This window comes from Pseudomonas shiyinii (assembly GCF_056725765.1).
In genome coordinates, this window is record NZ_CM161522.1 from 1972393 (window position 1) to 1989992 (window position 17600).

The window sequence follows — 17600 nt, forward strand, 5'->3', positions numbered from 1 at the left end:
GGTACGGTTCCTTGGGTGGTCGGGTAGGGGCGCTGTGGGTGGCGCCCCGGGTCCTGCGCAAGTACACCGTTTAGGACGAGCCGGGCGGCGGGGAATTTACCGCCGCCAGGCGCTACAGCTCGCGGATCACGCGAAAGCCCAGCCAGTCGCCCAGGCGTTCGGGGTAGTTGTTGTTGCGGTTGCCCGAGCGCGAGAAGATCGGCGCCTCGCCCCAGTCGTTGCCGCGAATCGAGACGGTCTTGCAGCCGGCCTCGGTCCAGGCGCTGCCATCGCCTGGCGCGCCCTGGTAGCTGTCGTGGTAGCAGTCTTCCACCCATTCGTAGACGTTGCCGTGCATGTCATGCACGCCAAAGGCGTTGGCTGGGTAGCTGCCTACCGGCGAGCTGTAGCTGTAGCCGTCCTTGGGGCCATAGACGTTGGCGTGGCGGCTGATCTGGAGCCCGGCACCTGGGTCGACGGGGAAGGGGAACATGCCGGTGCTGCCGGCTCGGGCGGCGTATTCGCGCTCGGCCTCGCTGACCATGCGGTAGGTCTTGCCGGTCTTTTTCGACAGCCAGCCCACGTAGTCCTTTACGTCGTGATAGCTCATGCACACCGCCGGCTGGCGCGGGCCCTGCTTGTAGCTGGGTTTGCTGGCGGTGCAGCGCCGCCCGGGGCGGTCGTCGCCATCCTTGATCCGCGTGCCGCTTTCCTTGAGGTAGGCATCCCACTCGCCCGCGGTGACCTGGAAGCGGCTGATGGCGAATGGCTTGGCGAAGGTGACCAGGTGCAGCGGGCCTTCATCGTCCTGGCGGCCCTGTTCGTCGGCGGGGGTGCCCATCATGAAGCGGCCGGCGGGCAGCACGACCATCTCCGGGCAGGTGCCGGCGCAATCGCGGAACACCGTGCCGGGTTTGTCGCCGGGGTCGGCAGCCAGGGCCGGAAGGCTGCAGCCGGCCAGCAGGGCGGCCAGGGTCAGGCGGTACAGGGTAGGGGTCATCGCGAATGCCTTGTTCAGAGTTTCTGGGTGACCAGGGCCATGACCCGGTCGATCTGCTGTTCATCGTTGAGCAGGCTGGGGGCGAGGCGGATCACCGGGCCTGCGTCGCGGTACACCGCATCGCTCATCACCTTGTTCGCCACCAGGTGGGCGGCGATGGTGTCCGCGTCTTGGCCCTTGATCCGGAAGAAGGTGAAGCCGGCGGAGAAGGCCTCGCTACGTGGGGTCACCAGTTCGACCTGAGGGTGTTCGGCCAGGCGCGCCTTGAGCAGGCTGTTGAGCTGGTGGATGCGTGCCTGGACGTCGGCCTTGCCCAGTTGCAGGTGCAGCTTGAAGGCTTCGCCCAGGGCCCAGCGGTATTCGAAGGCGTGGTAACCGCCGGGGGTCATGATGGTGGCGAAGTCCTCGTCCCGGGAGAAGGTGGCGACGCTGGGGGTGAGGTTGTCCATCTTGGTGGAGGCGGCGCAGATGATGCCGGTACCCCGTGGGCCGAACATCCACTTGTGGGTGCCGGCGATGAAGTAGTCGCAGTTGAAGTCGGCGAAGCGCTGGTTTTCCACGCCGAAGCCATGCACGCCATCGACCACGTAGAGAATGCGCTGCGCTTCGCTGCGTTCGCGATTGTGCCGGCGCACCAGCTCGCCGATCTCGCCCACCGGCAGCTTGACGCCGCTGCCCGAGTGCACCCAGGTCATGCCCAGCACCCGGGTTTCGGGGCGCAGGTTTTGCTCGATCGTGCTCAGCACCTGGTCGCTGGATACCTCCCAGGGCCTGTCGAACAGGCGGATCTTGCGCACCGGTGTGCCCTGGCGCTGAGTGCGGAAGGCCAGGGCTTTGTGGGTCGAGTAGTGTTCGTGCTCGGTGGTGAGGATTTCCTGGCCGGGGGCGAGCTTCAGGCCACCATAGATCATGGCCAGGCCTTCGGTGGTGCTGCCGGTCAGGGCGATCTGCCGTGGGCCGACCTCCAGGTAGCGAGCGGCCCAGTCGCGTACTTCGTCTTCGCGCTGCCATTCGTATTGGCTTTCCCAGTCCATGAGGGCGGCTGGGTTGCGGTCCAGGTCGGCGCGGTGGCGGTCGATGGCGGCTTGCACCGGGCGCGGGTGGGCGGTGACCAGGAAGTTGGCGAAGTGCGCCACCTGTGGGTCCAGTGGGAACAGCGCGCGCAGCTGGCGCCACTTGTCCGGGCCGGTCAACCGCGGCGGCATGGGCTCGGCCGCCAGGGCGCCGGGCAGCAAGGGCAGGGTGGCAGCAGCCAGGCCGGCCTGCTTGAGAAAGGTGCGACGGGTGTTCATGGGGCGGCGTGCCTTGTTGGGTGGGTGGGGCTCAGTGGCGGGCGGCGACGGGGCGGCCGGCGTCCTGCACTTGCTGCCAGACCCGCAGGAAATTACCGGCCCAGAGCTTGGCGATGTCGGCTTCGCTGTAGCCGCGGGTAAGCAGCTCGGCGGTGACGTTGCGGATCTCGCTGACATCCTTCCAGCCGTCCAGGCCGCCGCCTTCGTTGAAGTCCGAACTGATACCGACGTGGTCGATACCGACTTTCTTCACCGTGTAGTCGATGGCGTCCACATAAGCCTTGAGGCTGGCCTTGGGTTCCTGCTCGAGGATGCCGTAGAGCCCGCTGGCGTATTCGCCGAAGCGTTTTTCCGGCCAGATGGCGATCGCCGGGTCGCCCGGCATCAGGGCGTAGTTCAGGTCCTTGAGCGGACCGAGGTCGAAGCGCGCGCGCAAGGCGTCGAGCTTGTCCAGGGTCGGTTGGCTCAGGGGCTGCAGATAGCCTGAGAACCCCACCACCTGGACCAGGCCGCCGGTGCCTTTGATCAGTTGCAGTTCCTTGTCGCTGAGGTTGCGGCGAATGTCCACCAGGGCGCGGGGCGCCGAGTGCGAGGCCACCAGTGGCGCGCGGGTCATGCGGGCGACGTCTGCCAGGGCCTGGCTGGACATCTGCGACACGTCGATGATCACGCCCAGGTCGTTCAGGCGCCCGACGGCCTGTTCGCCTATCGGTGACAAGCCTTCCAAGGCATCGGCCGTGTCGTTGAAGAACGGCATCGGCCGGGAAGAGTCGGCCCAGCTGTTGTTGCCGATGTAGCTGAAACCGAACATGCGCACGCCGCGCTTGGCCCAGAGGTCCAGTTGCGAAAGGTCGTCGCCGAACGGGTAGGCATTGAGCATGCTGATGAACACGGCGAACTTGCCTTCGCCGTTGAGCCTGCGCAAGTCGTCCGGGGTATAGGCGATGCCGACCTGGTCGGGATGGTCGCGCACCATGTTGCGGATCACCTGGTAGCGCACCTGTTGCTGGTGGCGCGCTTCGTCGACGAAGCCTGGCGTGGGTTTGTGCGGGGCATTGGGGCCGTTCCACATCTCCGGCCAGGCCAGGATGGTCAGCGCAGCGCCCGACAGCCGCCCTTTGCCGGCCTTGACCAGGTCGAAGGGGTGCGGGCCGTCCTTGTCCACCTCCTGGCCGTGGGTGCCGAAGGTCAGTGGCACGGTGATGTGGCCGTCGAAGGAGAGCATGTGTTCGTGCATGTCCTCGGCCTGCTGGACGATCTTGCGCGGGTAGCCGGCATTGGCCTTCCAGTAGAAATAGCCGGCGGCCGCGCCTCCCACGGCGAGTGCCAGGGCCAGGGGCAGGCCGATGTACAAGGCTTTGCGGGAACGGGTCTTGGTCATTGCCATCTCGTTGCAGGGCTGATCGGGCGGCCTGGTGGCGCAAATGGCGCGCCGGGGCCAGGTGTGGGTATCAGGTGGACGAGTGGCGGTGCGGCAAATTTATCGACTGCGCACGGTTCAAGAAGTACGCCTGGCCGCCGATAGGGAGGACAACGCGAAGATTTACTGCAAGGAAGGTATGACATGGTCGCAATCACCGCCGCCACCCTCAGTATCCCCGTCACCACTGGCGCGGCTGCGCAGATGCCCGAGGACACGGAAAAGGGCGACTCCACCGTACAGGTCGATCTCTCCGGATTGAAAGCCAACGCGCCGGCGAAATCGGCCCAGGACAGCCAGGAGAGCAACGAGCCGGCGCATATCAAGCAATTGCGCGAGATGATTCGTCAGTTGCAGAAGCAACTGGTCGAAGAGCAGAAACAGTTGGCCGCGCTGATGCAGCGCGATATGGACGAAAACCTGAAACTGGCCGCCGTCACGGGCAAGCAGGCCAGCATCGCGACCCTTACCGGTGAGATCCAGGCGGCCACCGCCTTGTTGCTCGAGGCCCTGCGCAAGAGCGGCGGCAGCAGCGCAGGCAGCATGGTCAGCGCTCAGGCCTGACACAGCTATTTGCCTCGACAGGCCCCTGTACGGCGTGCAATACCGCAAAAGGCGGCTTGGCTGTTCTGTAGGACCGCCGCACCGCCGCTCCTACAGGGGATGGTGGACTCAGTCCGACGCCAGGCGAGCGCGGTTCTGGCGTTCGGCCTTGTACTGCATGGCCACGGCCGGTGCCGGCTTGGCCGTGCCGGTTTCCAGCCACTGGCGCATGCGGCTGGCGTCGGCGAAGTGGGTGTACTTGCCGAAGGCATCCAGGATCACCATGGCCACCGGGCGGTTGTCCATCTTCGTCAGCAGCACCAGGCAGTGGCCGGCCTCATTGGTGAAGCCGGTCTTGGTCAGCTTGATGTCCCAGTTGCTCTTGTTCACCAGGTGGTCGGTGTTACGGAAGCCCAAGGTGTAGTTGGGCTTGCGGAACGCCACGGTCTTTTCGCGGGTGGTGGAGAGGTCGCCGAGCATCGGGTACTTGCGCGATGCCAGCAGCAACTTGGCCAGGTCGCGGGCGGTGGACACGTTCTGGGTCGAAAGACCTGTGGGTTCGACATAGCGGGTATGCGCCATGCCCAAGCTGCGGGCCTTGGCGTTCATGGCCTTGATGAAGGCGCTGTAGCCGCCTGGGTAGTGGTTGGCCAGGGAGTTGGCCGCGCGGTTTTCCGAGGACATCAAGGTGATCAGCAGGGTTTCGCGCCGGTTCAGCTGGCTGCCGAGCCGTACCCGGGAATAGACGCCTTTCATTTCCGGGTTATTGGCAATGGTCATGGTGAGCATTTCGTCCATGGGCAGCTTGGCGTCGAGCACCACCATCGCGGTCATCAGCTTGGTCACCGAGGCGATCGGCACCACACGGTCGGCGTGGCTGGCATACAGCTCTCGGTTGGTGTTCAGGTCGACCAGCAAGGCGCTGCCGGAAGCCAAGTGCAGCTTGGCGGGGTCGCGCTGGACCTGGGCCGGGGGTTGTGCAGCAGCAGTCGACGGAAGGGTCGCGGTTCCTGTGAGCAACAGCAGCAGGCTGAGGATGGACAGGGAAGTTTTCACGTTGAGGCTCACTAAAAGTTGGTATGTCGTTGGCTGTGCAAGGGTTTCCCCCAAAAAACCGTTGCATTGTGGAGTATGGCCGAAGTGCTGTCGATTGCTCGTTGATGGCGGGCCGGGAAATGAAAAAAGCTTCATGCTGGAACGGTTCCGCGACGGCCGTTTGTCGGTTGGAGAAGGGCGAGCTGGCGACATAAAAAAGCCCGCCTGAAAAGGCGGGCAAGGAGAGCGTCAAGGGAGCAAACGCACAACGAAAATTCGGTCAGGCAAGCAGGCTCGTGGCCTGTAGGCGGTCGGCCAACGCTTGTGCCGTGGCCCGGGAGGTCAGCGGTCCGCTGACGGTCTCGCCATTGCGGGTCAGGTACCAGCACGCCAGCAAGCCTTGTTCGCGCAACGTGGCGGGTACGGCACTGCCGATGACGGACATGATCTGGATAGTGGCCATGGGGACCTCCTGTGTGACATGGCGCTACCTTATCGGCAGGCCACGGCCAGGTGAAATCAACGCCCTCGATAGTGGTCATTAGCTTTATCAACTTTCATATCCGGGCCCGGGTGCTCCCAGGCGGTTGCGTCTGCTACGCTGCGCAATCGATTCAGCCCCAGCAAAGGAGCAGGCAATGGCGATTCCACCGAGCAGAGACACCGTGCTGTGCATTTCCCTGGCCGGGCGCCCCGGTACGTTCGGGGTGCGTTTTCACAACCACCTGTATGGGCAGTTGGGCCTGGACTACTACTACAAGGCCATGACCACCCAGGACCTGCCGGCGGCAGTGGCGGGTATCCGTGCGTTGGGCATCCGTGGTTGCGGCGTCTCCATGCCCTACAAGGAGGCCTGCATGGCCTTGGTCGATGAGGTCGACCCGTCCGCTGCGGCCATCGACTCGGTCAATACGCTGGTCAATACCCACGGCCATCTGAAGGCCTACAACACCGACTACCTGGCGGTACGCCAGTTGCTGGAGCGGCACCAGGTGGATCCGAAGACAGCGTTCGCCCTGCGCGGCAGCGGCGGCATGGCCAAGGCGGTGGCCAGTGCCTTGCGCGATGCGGGCCTGCGTGAAGGGATCATCGTGGCGCGTAACGAGCAGGCCGGCCGGCAACTGGCCGATATGTGCGGGTACCGCTGGCAGGCAGAGCTGGGTGACCTGTGCCCGCCGATGCTGGTGAACGTGACGCCGATCGGCATGGCCGGCGGGCCCGAGGCGGATGAGCTGGCCTTTGCCGAGCACGCCATCGCGGCGGCCGAGCGGGTGTTCGACGTGGTGGCGATGCCGGCGCGCACGCCGTTGATCCAACGTGCCGAGGCGCTGGGCAAGCCGGTGATCACCGGACTGGAGGTGATCGCCTTGCAGGCGCTGGAGCAGTTCGTGCTCTACACCGGTGTACGGCCGACCGACGAGCAGGTGGCGCAGGCGGTTGCCTATGCGCGGCAGCCCTGAGCTTTTGGGAACACCTGTGGGGGCGGGCTTGTACCGCCGCTCCCACAAGAGACCGTGTTGCTGCCTCAATAGCTGGATCAGAACACCGGGTGATCGCCGTCGAGCTGCTGGTCCACCAACCATCGGCCATGGGCGAGGGCGGCGTGCTGGGCGTTCTCAAGGTCGGACAGGAACGCCATCTTCATCGGCAATGACAGGCGCCTGCTGGTGTGACCTTCCGGGTCGGTGATCAGGCAACCGGCGGCAAACGGCAGGGGCGACCCTGGGTGGGTCATCACGCTGGCGGTGATGGTGTGGTCGCGGTATTCACAGTGAAGGGTTTGCATCGTCCTTACCTCGCTGTGGCTTGGAACAGGTCTATTCCATATACCACAGCGAGGGGCCGAGGGTTCCCGGCCCGACGAGCGTGCCTTGCCGGCGGGCTCAGAGCTCGGTTGGCTGGATGATCTCCACCCAGTAGCCGTCGGGGTCCTTGATGAAGGCCAGGTGCTTCATGCGGCCGTCGCTCAGGCGCTTCTGGAAGGGCACCTGCAGGGCTTCGAAGCGCTCGCAGGCGGCGCGTACGTCCGGTACCGAAATGCAGATGTGGCCGAAACCGCGCGGGTCGGTGTTGCCGTCGTGGTAGGCGAATGCCGGGTCGTTCTCGGTGCCATGGTTATGGGTCAGCTCGAGGATGCCTGGGATCGACTTCATCCACTGGTGGCGTTCGGCGTCATCGGCCGGAATCTGCGCAGGGTCCACCAGGGCCAGGAAGTACAGGCTGAAGGCTGCTTCCGGAAAGTCGCGCTTGTCCACCAGGCTGAAGCCCAGCACGCGGGTGTAGAAGTCCAGGGACTTTTCGATGTCCTTGACCCGCAGCATGGTGTGGTTGAAGACGAAACGGGCGGTGGCGGCGTCCGGCTTGGCGGTAACGCCTGGCAGGGTTTGCAGATCGTGCAGGCTCATGGGTGCTCCAGGAACGAGGCCAGGGACGGGCCCTGGCGGTAAAGACAGGGGGCCATGATACGGCAGTGAGGCGTGAGCGCAAATGAAAGCGCCCTGCACGAGTGCAGGGCGCTGGAATTAGAGGCCCGCGTGTGCGGGCGCGTGATGGGGTCGCTAGTCCTTTAGCTGGTTCGATACTGCGCGTGTCGATGTGAAAAAAGTGTGAAGTACGCGTGGATGTTTCATGTGCGTACCCAGCTTTCCACCGTCTTGGCGCCGTATTGCTCTTTCCAGGCCTTCAGCCCGCGATGGTTGCCGCCTTTGGTCTCGATCAGCTCGCCGGTGTGCGGGTTTTCGTACACCTTCACCACGCGGGGACGGCGCTGCTGCTTGGGCGCTGCAGTCGGGGCCCGGGTGGCCGCTTTGGGGTCGAGGATGGCGATGATGTCGCGCAGGCTCTTGTCATAGCTTTTCATCAGGCCGACTAGTTTCTGCTCGAATTCGATTTCGCGTTTTAGGCCGGCATCCTTTTTCATCGCCTCCAGTTGCGCCATTTGTTCCTGGAGAGCTTTTTCGGCAGCACGAAACTCTGCAAGTCTGGACACTGTCATCACTCCTGTAAGTACCGTGGCGGGGCGTGACGAACATACAAAAAAAAGCCATAAACGCCGGCCACGAGGATGGGTAAAGCTGTTCGCTGATATCGAGTGTAGTCTTCGAACTCATGAGGGTAAACCGCAAACTTTTTATAAGTAATCACGGAACTTTGCTAGTTTTTCGTGCAGTATTCACGGCGGTCTTCATCGTGCTCTTGAGGCTGACCTAGACCATGGTCCTATGGCTCGTGCTAGAGCGGTTGAGTCATCATCCATGAAACTGGCCGGGGTATTTGCCGCCGGTCTTGTAGTGCCGGGGCAGCGTGCTGCCCCGGGTCGTTTTCGCTTTGTTCTGGATGTTCCTTTCGCATGTTTGCCCCGTTCCCCCTTGCCCCTGGGCGTCGAGTTGCCGGCCTGTTCTTCCTGTGTGTCGGTGCCCAGGCCCAGGCCGCCGGTTTTCTTGAAGACACTACCGCCAAGCTCGAGGCGCGCAATGTCTATTTCAACCGGGATTTCCGTGACGGCCACAGCAGTTCCAGCCAAGGGGCGTCCAAGCGCGAAGAGTGGGCGCAGGGGTTCATCCTGAATGTGCAGTCCGGTTATACCCAGGGCCCGGTGGGCTTTGGCGTGGACGCCCTGGGCATGGTCGGCTTCAAGCTCGACTCGAGCCCGGCGGACAGCAACAGCGGCCTGTTGCCGGCGTCCGGCCATGACCCGCGCCGCTCGGTCGACCAATACGCCAAGCTGGGCGTGGCCGGCAAGGTCAAGGTGTCCCGCACGGTGTTGCGCTATGGCTCGATGATGCCGGACATGCCCTTGCTCAAGTACAACGACGGCCGCCTGCTGCCGACGATGTTCCATGGCGCCATGCTCACCTCCGAGGAGGTGAGCGACCTGAAATTCACCCTGGCGCGCCTGAACCAGTACACGGCGCGAGACTCCACCGACCGCCAGGACATTCGCGTGCACTGCAAGAACAAGCGCTACGCCTGCGACACCGAGGCCGATCACTTCGACCTGGCTGGCGTCGACTACCGCTTCAGCGAACGCCTCAGCGGCCAGTACCAGGTGTCGCGCCTGGAAAACATCTACCGTCAGCAGTTCCTGGGCTTGGTGGCTACCCAGCCGCTGGCGCTGGGCAGCGTGTCGGCGGACCTGCGCCTGATCAAGAGCGATGACATCGGCAATGCCCGCGCCGGCGAGATCGACCACCGCGCCTTCAGCGGCATGCTCGGCTACAGCCTGGGTGGGCACAAGATCAGTGCCGGCTGGCAGCGCATGTATGGCGAGAGCGCCATGCCGTACCTCGACGGTAGCAACCCGTATCTGGTCAACTACGCCCAGGTCAACGACTTCGCCGCCGCCCAGGAGCGCTCCTGGCAGGTACGCTATGACTACGACTTCAAGGCCCTCGGCGTGCCCGGCCTGACCTTCTTCACCCGCTACATCAACGGTGACCATATCAAGGTCCCCGGCAGCACCGCCGAAGGCAAGGAATGGGAGCGCGATACCGAGCTCAAGTACCAGGTGCAGGGCGGTACCTTCAAGGACCTGAGCGTGCGCCTGCGCAACTCCACCTACCGCAGCAACTATGAGCGGTGGGCGCGGGACATGGACGAGACGCGGGTCATCGTCAGCTACAACTTCTCGATCCTGTAGGGCGTTTTGCCAAACACCGGCGGCCGGCCGACAATGGGTGCAGGTATCCGCGCGGGCAGGGCGATGAAACACCTTCTGCTGATTGGCATCGGGCCTGGCGACCCCCGCCAGGTCACCTTCGAGGCCGTGGAGGCGCTGCGGCGCGCCACGGTGTTCTTCATCCTGGACAAGGGGCCCGACAAGGACGAGCTGGCGCGCCTGCGCACGATGATCCTGGAGCGCTACGTTCCGGCCGGTGGCTACCGTCTGGTGCAGGTGGCCGATCCCAGGCGTGATGGGCAGGCGGCGGACTATGTCGGTGCGGTGCAGCATTGGCACCGACAGCGAGCGGCCTTGTATGGCCGCCTGCTCGAGGACGAACTGGGGCCTGGCGACGTCGGCGCGTTCCTGCTCTGGGGGGAGCCTGGGCTGTACGATAGCACCCTGCGCGTGCTGGACCTGGTCCGGGAACGCGGCTTGGCCCTTGCGCTGGAGGTGATCCCGGGTATCAGCAGCGTGCAGGCCCTGGCCGCCCGACATCAGGTACCGCTGAACCGCATCGGCGAGCCGCTGACCGTGCTGCCGGGCAGGCGCCTGGCCGAGCAGGGTCGGATCGACAATGTGGTGGTGATGCTGGACGGGCAATGTGCCTTTGCGGACCTGGACGACCCGGCATTGACGATCTACTGGGGGGCGTACCTGGGCACCGAGGATGAGGTCCTGGTCGCCGGGCCGCTGCTGCAGGTCAAGGCGAAGATACTCCAGGTGCGGGAGCAGATGCGCCAGCGCAAGGGGTGGATCATGGATACCTACCTGTTGCGGCGTGGGCAGTGATCCGCTGTTTCACCTTCATGCTCCATCGTTGGCACCTGGGAGAGCAGCGGGCGCGGTCCCTGTAGGAGCGGGCTTGTCCCGCGATCAAGGGCGAAGCCCTTGCCACCACCCGCGATGGCAGGTCCGGCCTAATCGCGGGACAAGCCCGCTCCTACAGGGGCGGCGCTGGCTTCGGGCTCAGAACGTGTAGTCCACCGTGGCGAAATACGACCGGGGCGCGCCCAGCAGCCATTGGTCGCTGGTGTAGAGGTAGGAGGCCGCATACTCGCGGTCGAGCAGGTTATTCACTTGAAGCCCCAGGCGCACAGCCGGCAAGACCTGCCAGCCGATAGTGCCATCGACCACCGTATATCCCGGAACACTACCCTGGTTGGCCGCGCTGTCGTAGCGCTGGTCCACGTAACGCAACCCAAGGCCGGCTTCGACATCCTGGCCCAGCCCCTTGCTCACCCATAGGTTGGCCGTGCGCCGTGGCACGTTGGCCGGGCGGTTGCCGGCGCGGTCCATGATGCCGGTTGCGGTGTGCTCGAGATAGTCGTCGAACCTTGCACGTACCACCGAGGCGTTGGCCGAGACCTGCCATTGGTTGGCCAATGCCAGCTCCACGGACGCTTCGAGGCCGTCGGAGGTCTGCTGGCCGGCCTGCTGCAGGCCGTGGTTCACCGGGTCGGCGACCAGCAGTTTGTGCTTGACGATGTGGTAGGCGGCCAATGTCCATTCGCCCCGGCCATCCCAGAAGCGCTGCTTGAGGCCCAGTTCGGTCTGCCTGGCTTTGGTCAGGTCGTAGCGCTGTTCCGGACGCAAGGTCAGCAGGTCGCCGATGCCGTCTTCGCTGGTGGAGTGTTGGCCATACAGGGACAGGTCCGGCGTGACCGCGAACACCAGGCCGGCACGCCAGTTGCCTCCGCGCAGGCTACGATCGCTACGGGTTTCATTCACCAGGTCGTTGCGCTCCACATGGTTTTGGTCGCGGCGCACACCAGTCACCAGCGACAGGCGCTCGGTCAGCGCGGTGCGGTTTTCCAGGAAGGTGGAGAAGGTGTGGGTGACGGACAAGGTCTGCGGGCGTGTCGGCGACAGGCTGTGGAATCGGCCCGGGGCCGGGTTCCACGGATCGAGCGTGTCCACATTGCCGTCATCGAAGGGGGCATTGCTGTCGACGTTGAAGCGGATCTTGTTGTACTCGGCGCCGATCACGGTCTTGCTGGCGCGCCCGAACAGGGTATGGTCGAACGTGAAGCTCTGGCGGTCGCCGAACTGCTCCTGGTTGTGCTTGATCTGCAGGAAGCTGCCACGCTCGAGCACGCCTTCGGCCGGGTTCCAGGTGTACGACTCGGCGTTGCGCCAATGCCGTCGGCTCTTGATGTAGTAGAGCTGGTTGCTGGCCGACAGGCTGTCGTGAATGTGCCAGTCGGTGTTCAGGCGCGTCCACTGGTCCCGATAGCGCTGCACGTCGTTGTCGATGTTGTAGTTCTTCTTGCGCAGGCTGCTGCGGTAGTGCCCATCGATCAGTGGGGTGCCGTAGTCGTTGGCCGGTTCGGTGTCGCCGCGTTCGTGGGCGAGGGTGAAACTCAGGTTGTCGCTGGCGTCCAGGCGCAGGGCGGCGCTCAGGGCCAGGCTGCGCGAGTCGGTGCGCTCGACCCAGCCGTTGCCGGCCTGCCGGTTCAGGGTCACCCGGTAGCTCAACCGTTGGCCAAGGCTGCCGCCGCTGTCCAAGGCCAGCTGTTGCCGGTCCCAGGCGCCGTAGCCCAGACGCAGGTGGTTGTGCACCGGCCCGGCGAACGGCTTCTTCGGGATCGCATTGACCACTGCGCCGGTGGCACCTTCGCCGTAGAGCACCGAGGCCGGCCCACGGATGACCTCGATCCGCTCGATCATCCATGGGTCGACCGGGAAGGTCAGGGTGCCTGCGCCACTGTACAGGCGTGAGCCATCGAACAGCGTCATCACCGAGCTTTGGCCTTCGAAACCCCGGGCCGAAAGGCCGGTGTTGCCGTCGCCCGGGCTGCCGGTGAAGGTGATGCCGGGCGAGCGGGTGACGGCGTCCTGGAGCGTGGCGTTGTTACGCCTCTGGATCTGCTCGGCGCTGATGGTGCTGGTGCTGGCCGGCGTTTCCAGCGCGCTCAGGCCCAGGCGCGAGCCGGCCTGGGTAGGGGTGCCCAGGTCGATGGCCTGCGGGTCGAGGGCCTCGGTGATCGCTGTAGAGGGGAGTGTCAGGACCTGGCCGTCGGGCTCATCGGGCCAGGCCGGCAGGGCGACGGCCAGGCAGGCCGCCAGGGTGTGAAGCTTGTAGGTACGGGACATGTCGTTCCACGGTTGCAGGAAGGAATGGATCCCGGTGGAAACAACGCATGGAGACCTGACACGCACGCAGGGGCGCACGCGAAACCGGCCTGCGCCCGCCCACCGCGGGGTTGCCAACGAAGCTCCAGGCCGGTCTCCGGGCTTGCGAGGGTCACGAACGCCTTCACCTTCCCATGCACAGGCACAGTGGTGTGTCGAAGGGTTCGCTCGCTTACCGTTGCGGGGGCAGCGCCGGACTTGCCCTGTAAAGGACGCACCGGCTTCCCGTTTCACCCTGCGCGCGGCGGCGCAGGACACCTGAAGCTGGCGCGCATCTGACCATCGATCGGCGAGGGAGTCAAATGCGCAGGGGAGGGGTCAGCGACCGCGCCGGCGCGAGACGCGGGCCTCGATGTTCTTGCGCCCGATCAGCAGCGGCGGCTTTTCCACCACCGGCTCATCGGCCAGCCATTTGTACATCACCAGGCAGTCCACCAGCCCCAGCTGGGCATGGCGGTAGGCCTTGGGCAGCCGGCCGACAGTCTCGAAGCCAAGCTTGTGCCACAGCGCCACGGCCACTTCGTTGCTGGCCACCACCGAGTTGAACTGCAGGGCCAGGAAGCCTTCCTGGCGTGCCAGCTTCTGCGAGTGTTCGCACATCAGCCGCGCCACGCCACGACCGCGGGCGGCCTCGGCGACCATGTAGCCACAGTTGCCGACATGGCTGCCGGGGCCTGCTGCGTTGGCCTTGAGGTAGTACGAGCCCAGCAGTTGGCCGTCGGCTTCGGCCACCAGGGTGCGCAGCGGTAGCGAAAGCCACAGGTGGCGGGCTTGCTCGAAGCTGAGGTCGGGGTCGAAGGCGTAGGTCTGGCGGGCCTGGACGATGGCCTGGAAGGTCGGCCAGAAGTGCTCGAAGTCTTCTGGCGTCATGGGGCGGATGTGAATCATTGCAGCTCCGTAGAGTCGGGTTGGCCCGGCGCCGCCGCGCAGGGCGGCGCCGGTACGGTCAATCGTTGGCCTTGCCCACAGCGTCCATGACCCGGGCCGAATACACCAGGGCGGCGCCCGCATTCATCGCCACGGCCACGCCAAGGGCTTCGGCGATTTCCTCGCGGGTGGCGCCGTGCTTGACGGCCTGCTGGGAATGGACGGCGATGCACCCATCGCAGCGGGTGGTGACGGCCACCGCCAGGGAGATCAACTCGCGGGTCTTGGCATCGAGGTGGTTGGTCTTGGCCCCGGCACCGCTGGCGGTCATGTAGCCGGCCACGGTGTCGGGGGACAGCTGCTTGAGATCGCCGATGCCGGCCATCAACTGCTTACGGTAGGCGTCCCAGTCCATCATGCTCATCGTCTTCACCTTGTAGGGTTGGCAACAGGAGCTTTCAGGCTAGTCGAAGATTCTACCCTTGCCCGCCTCTCAGGGGCCGCGTCAGATGTAGATGAAGAACAGCACCAGCGCCGCGACCACGGCCCACTTTTCCAGGTAGTAGCGGGTACGGTTGCGTTTCTTCATCGCCTTGCCGCGTTCGCGAATCTTGTAGATGCGAGTGAACAGGCGGTTGATGCCGCCGGTCTTGTCATTGGCATCGTTGGGCGCGGCGGCGGCGGCCATGACGTTGCGGCTGAACCAGCGGTTGAAGGCAGTTGCCCAGCGGTACTTGAGCGGGCGCTCGACATCGCAGAACAGAATGATGCGATTGTGCTCGGTGGTGTTGGCGGCGTAGTGGATGTAGGTCTCGTCGAACACCACCGCCTCGCCGTCGCGCCAGGAATACTTCTGGCCATCGACGTCGATGTAGCAGCCGTCGTCGTTCGGTGTGTCCAGGCCCAGGTGGTAGCGGTAGGAGCCGGCATAGGGGTCACGGTGACGTACCAGTTTGGCGCCCGGCGGCAGGGTGGCGAACATGGCCGCCTTGACCGTACCGATGCCCTGCAGCAGTTCGGTGGTGCGGGGGCACAGCTTCATGGCCGAAGGGTGGCTCTCGCCGTACCACTTCAGGTAGAAGCGCTTCCAGCCGGTTTTGAAGAACGAGTTGAAGCCGACGTCGTCGTAGTTGTCGGATTTCTTGATTTCACCCACGTGCAACAACTGCTGGGCTTCTTCGCGGATTTCCTGCCAGTGATCCTTCAGCGGCTGCAACTCCGGGAACGCCTCCACCGGCAGGTAGGGCTTGGCTGGGTGCCGGGAGAACAGGTACAGGAAGGCATTGACCGGGGCGAGGAAGCTGGAGTGGTCGCCCAGCTGGCGGGTCAGTTTATGGCGAACCCGACCGCGCAGGTGAACATAGGCGATCGAGAGGGCGAAGATCAGTACGAGTGCGATTTTCATGGACGGATGCTTGTCGAAATGGCCACGCGTCATGGCTTGAGCCCGCCAGCATAAACAATCATGGGAGCGCTTTGTAGGATTAATCTCAGATTGCCAGGCAGACATTGGTACGAGGCGGTACCCGCCATGAGGGGTGAGGCTCAGGCGTGCCTGTGCGATGATGCAGCCATGCCTACGCAACAGGACCCTTGCCAATGCCAGTGGATGAACGGGAAAAGGGGCAACCGTTCAAGCGGTTGTTCTTCGCCCTGCCAGTGACCGATGCCCAACGCCGGGCCATGGCGCAGTGGCGCCGAGGGCTGAGCCTGCGCAGCGGCAAGCCGGTGCCGGCGGAAAACTTTCACCTGACCTTGTTGTTCCTGGGGGACGTGGACGCGGCCTTGGTGCCTGCGCTGTGCGCAGCCGTCGACAGCCTCAAAGGCCCGGACACGCCGCTGCGCCTGATCCTGGACCGCCTGCAGGTATGGCCACGGGCCAATGTGCTGGTGCTGGAGCCGCAGGATACGCCGCCGGCCTTGCGCCGTTTGGTCTATGCCCTGGAGCAGGCCGTGCTGCCGCTGGGCATCGCCGGGCAGGGCCGGGAATACCGGCCGCACCTGACCTTGTCCCGGGACTATCGCGCCCAGGTACCGGAAGCGGCGGCAGCGCCGGAATTCTTCCTCACCGCCCGGCATTTCACCCTCTATGAGTCACGCAAGGGGCGCTACTGGCCGTTGGCTGAGTGGCCCCTGGCAAATTGACCGTCAGGCCGGCTGCGCCTCGGCGTTGACGAACAGCTGGGCACCCAAGGAACGGGCCTGACGCAGGTACGGCGCCGGGTCCACCCCCTCGCTGTCGGTCAGCAGGGTCGAACTCAGAACCTGGGCGCCGCAGTAGTCGAAGATGCCGTGCTCGATCTGCACACGCATCGCCTGGCCATAGGCGTGGCGCTCGAAGGTGCCTGCGTCGGCCCCGGCAACGCCTACCAGGTGTACGGTGAGGCCGCGCAGCTTCTTGGTCATGGGGCCGTTGACCTGGTAGTCGAACGCCCAGCCATTGCTGAAGACCCGCTCCACCCAGCCCTTGAGCAGGGCCGGCATGGTCCACCAGTAGATCGGGTAGACCAGCACCAGCGTATCGGCCCGCTCGATGCGCGCCTGCTCGGCCAGTACGTCGGCAGGTGGCTTGGCCTGGCGGCGGTGTACCGCATGGTCGGCCAGGCCGAAGCGGGGGTCGAAGCCCTCCCGGGCCAGATCGGCGAATTCGCTGCTGTGTCCGGCGCTGGCCAGGCCCTCGGCGATTTGCTGGGCAAGGGCGTGGGTGAGGGAGTGGGGGTCATGATGACCGATGACGATCAAGGCATGCATGGCGATGCTCCAGATTGGGGATGCGCAATGGGGGCGAGCGCTATATACTCGCAGTAAGTTACGATTGGTAAGTTACTTTTGGTAGGTAATCGATGTCAAGCACCGAAAAACACTCACCACGCAAACGCCTGTCTCGCGAAGACCGCCGTCGTCAGTTGCTCGACATGGCCTGGCAGCTGGTGCGCGAGGAGGGTACCGATGCCCTGAGCCTGGGCCGCCTGGCCGAGCAGGCCGGTGTGACCAAGCCGGTGGTCTACGACCATTTCGAAACCCGCACCGGGCTGCTCGCGGCTTTGTACGAGGAGTACGACGCACGCCAGACCGCCATGCTCGAGGCCGCCCTGGCTGCCGGCGAGGCGAGCCTGCAGGGGCGCGCCGGGGTGATCGCCGCGGCCTATGTGGATTGCGTGATGAGCCAGGGGCGGGAGATCCCTGGGGTGAGCGCCGCCCTGGCCGGCTCGCCTGAGCTGGAGTCGCTCAAGCGGGCCTATGAAGGGCCCTTCCTGGAAAAATGTCGCCAGGCGCTGGCACCGTTCGCGCCGACGGGCACCGTCGGCACGGCGGGCTTGCGGGTATTGGTAGGTGCTGCGGACGCCTTGTCCCTGGCAGCAGCAGCCGGTGAACTGGAGCCTGGGGTGGCAAAACGGGAATTGCAGGCCACCATTATTGCCATGGTCGCACGGCAGTGATGCTGCCTCACGGGTTGTGGGGCCCAGACGCGATGCGTACCATGCCGGCATTCCTTCCAATAACAAAACCGCGCGTCACCGGCCTTGAACTGAGCAGGTGATGGACGGCCTATCGCCTAATGCCAGTCAGTTAAGCCTTATCGGCTGCATTTGGGGCTGCTTCGCAGCCCATCGCCGGCAAGCCGGCTCCCACAGGTTTCGCGGTGTCTACAACAGCAGCGCAGGACAG

Annotated in this window: 19 protein-coding genes and 1 riboswitch; of the genes, 6 read left to right on the top strand and 13 right to left on the bottom strand. The window is 64.7% G+C overall.

What is annotated here, in order from left to right; all coding sequences use genetic code 11:
- Window positions 1-112 precede the first annotated feature (112 nt).
- The 3 genes from pvdO to pvdM are packed head-to-tail and all read right to left on the bottom strand — an operon-like array spanning window position 113 to window position 3652.
- Window positions 113-979 carry a dihydropyoverdine dehydrogenase gene (pvdO, locus tag ACXHGZ_RS08995; RefSeq protein WP_480463419.1) on the bottom strand — a complete coding sequence of 289 codons (867 nt, stop codon included), beginning with the start codon at window positions 977-979 and terminating at the stop codon, window positions 113-115.
- Window positions 980-993: 14 nt separating this feature from the next.
- Window positions 994-2271: a pyoverdine-tailoring periplasmic protein PvdN gene (gene pvdN, locus ACXHGZ_RS09000; RefSeq protein ID WP_480463420.1), complete on the bottom strand. Its 1278-nt coding sequence runs from the start codon at window positions 2269-2271 to the stop codon at window positions 994-996.
- 31 nt (window positions 2272-2302) lie between these two features.
- Entirely contained in the window at window positions 2303-3652 is a 1350-nt protein-coding gene (pvdM, locus tag ACXHGZ_RS09005) for a pyoverdine-tailoring dipeptidase-like protein PvdM (protein WP_480463422.1), read from the bottom strand.
- A 183-nt stretch (window positions 3653-3835) separates the two neighbouring features.
- On the opposite strand from pvdM, the gene ACXHGZ_RS09010 reads away from it, so the two are divergent.
- Complete coding sequence (locus tag ACXHGZ_RS09010) at window positions 3836-4255, top strand: hypothetical protein (RefSeq protein ID WP_480463423.1); 420 nt, start codon at window positions 3836-3838, stop codon at window positions 4253-4255.
- A 108-nt stretch (window positions 4256-4363) separates the two neighbouring features.
- On the opposite strand, the gene pbpG is transcribed toward ACXHGZ_RS09010, so the two are convergent.
- Window positions 4364-5290, bottom strand: a complete 927-nt coding sequence (gene pbpG / locus ACXHGZ_RS09015; RefSeq protein ID WP_480463425.1) for a D-alanyl-D-alanine endopeptidase — start codon at window positions 5288-5290, stop codon at window positions 4364-4366.
- 259 nt (window positions 5291-5549) lie between these two features.
- Window positions 5550-5732 (bottom strand): hypothetical protein, encoded by a 183-nt coding sequence (locus ACXHGZ_RS09020; protein ID WP_084857477.1) that lies wholly within the window; start codon window positions 5730-5732, stop codon window positions 5550-5552.
- Between the two features lie 175 nt (window positions 5733-5907).
- Here ACXHGZ_RS09020 and ACXHGZ_RS09025 point away from each other — a divergent pair, with 175 nt between their 5' ends.
- On the top strand, window positions 5908-6729 hold the full coding sequence (locus tag ACXHGZ_RS09025) for a shikimate 5-dehydrogenase (RefSeq protein WP_480463426.1): 822 nt from the start codon (window positions 5908-5910) through the stop codon (window positions 6727-6729).
- Between the two features lie 77 nt (window positions 6730-6806).
- On the opposite strand, the gene ACXHGZ_RS09030 is transcribed toward ACXHGZ_RS09025, so the two are convergent.
- The 3 genes from ACXHGZ_RS09030 to ACXHGZ_RS09040 form a co-directional block, all read right to left on the bottom strand.
- Window positions 6807-7055: a hypothetical protein gene (locus tag ACXHGZ_RS09030; protein WP_480463427.1), complete on the bottom strand. Its 249-nt coding sequence runs from the start codon at window positions 7053-7055 to the stop codon at window positions 6807-6809.
- A gap of 97 nt (window positions 7056-7152) precedes the next feature.
- Window positions 7153-7674, bottom strand: a complete 522-nt coding sequence (gene gloA, locus ACXHGZ_RS09035) for a lactoylglutathione lyase (RefSeq protein ID WP_084857481.1) — start codon at window positions 7672-7674, stop codon at window positions 7153-7155.
- A gap of 221 nt (window positions 7675-7895) precedes the next feature.
- Entirely contained in the window at window positions 7896-8258 is a 363-nt protein-coding gene (locus ACXHGZ_RS09040; protein ID WP_084857483.1) for a histone-like nucleoid-structuring protein, MvaT/MvaU family, read from the bottom strand.
- A 360-nt stretch (window positions 8259-8618) separates the two neighbouring features.
- Between ACXHGZ_RS09040 and ACXHGZ_RS09045 the strand changes: the two genes are divergently transcribed.
- Window positions 8619-9908, top strand: coding sequence for an OprD family porin (locus ACXHGZ_RS09045; protein ID WP_480463428.1), 1290 nt, complete (start codon window positions 8619-8621; stop codon window positions 9906-9908).
- A gap of 63 nt (window positions 9909-9971) precedes the next feature.
- Window positions 9972-10721 (top strand): precorrin-6A synthase (deacetylating), encoded by a 750-nt coding sequence (cobF, locus tag ACXHGZ_RS09050; RefSeq protein ID WP_480463429.1) that lies wholly within the window; start codon window positions 9972-9974, stop codon window positions 10719-10721.
- 177 nt (window positions 10722-10898) lie between these two features.
- Here cobF and ACXHGZ_RS09055 read toward each other — a convergent pair whose 3' ends face one another.
- The 4 genes from ACXHGZ_RS09055 to lpxO form a co-directional block, all read right to left on the bottom strand.
- Window positions 10899-13025 (bottom strand): TonB-dependent receptor, encoded by a 2127-nt coding sequence (locus ACXHGZ_RS09055; protein WP_480463431.1) that lies wholly within the window; start codon window positions 13023-13025, stop codon window positions 10899-10901.
- Between the two features lie 110 nt (window positions 13026-13135).
- Window positions 13136-13341: riboswitch (cobalamin riboswitch) on the bottom strand.
- A 41-nt stretch (window positions 13342-13382) separates the two neighbouring features.
- On the bottom strand, window positions 13383-13952 hold the full coding sequence (locus ACXHGZ_RS09060; protein ID WP_224459014.1) for a GNAT family N-acetyltransferase: 570 nt from the start codon (window positions 13950-13952) through the stop codon (window positions 13383-13385).
- Window positions 13953-14010: 58 nt separating this feature from the next.
- Window positions 14011-14355, bottom strand: a complete 345-nt coding sequence (locus tag ACXHGZ_RS09065) for a carboxymuconolactone decarboxylase family protein (RefSeq protein ID WP_224459015.1) — start codon at window positions 14353-14355, stop codon at window positions 14011-14013.
- An 81-nt stretch (window positions 14356-14436) separates the two neighbouring features.
- Window positions 14437-15336 (bottom strand): lipid A hydroxylase LpxO, encoded by a 900-nt coding sequence (gene lpxO, locus ACXHGZ_RS09070; RefSeq protein WP_196146466.1) that lies wholly within the window; start codon window positions 15334-15336, stop codon window positions 14437-14439.
- Between the two features lie 194 nt (window positions 15337-15530).
- On the opposite strand from lpxO, the gene thpR reads away from it, so the two are divergent.
- Window positions 15531-16076 carry an RNA 2',3'-cyclic phosphodiesterase gene (gene thpR, locus ACXHGZ_RS09075; RefSeq protein ID WP_480463433.1) on the top strand — a complete coding sequence of 182 codons (546 nt, stop codon included), beginning with the start codon at window positions 15531-15533 and terminating at the stop codon, window positions 16074-16076.
- Between the two features lie 3 nt (window positions 16077-16079).
- On the opposite strand, the gene ACXHGZ_RS09080 is transcribed toward thpR, so the two are convergent.
- Complete coding sequence (locus ACXHGZ_RS09080) at window positions 16080-16682, bottom strand: NAD(P)H-dependent oxidoreductase (protein WP_480463435.1); 603 nt, start codon at window positions 16680-16682, stop codon at window positions 16080-16082.
- A 92-nt stretch (window positions 16683-16774) separates the two neighbouring features.
- Between ACXHGZ_RS09080 and ACXHGZ_RS09085 the strand changes: the two genes are divergently transcribed.
- Complete coding sequence (locus ACXHGZ_RS09085; protein ID WP_480463437.1) at window positions 16775-17371, top strand: TetR/AcrR family transcriptional regulator; 597 nt, start codon at window positions 16775-16777, stop codon at window positions 17369-17371.
- Window positions 17372-17600: the final 229 nt, after the last annotated feature.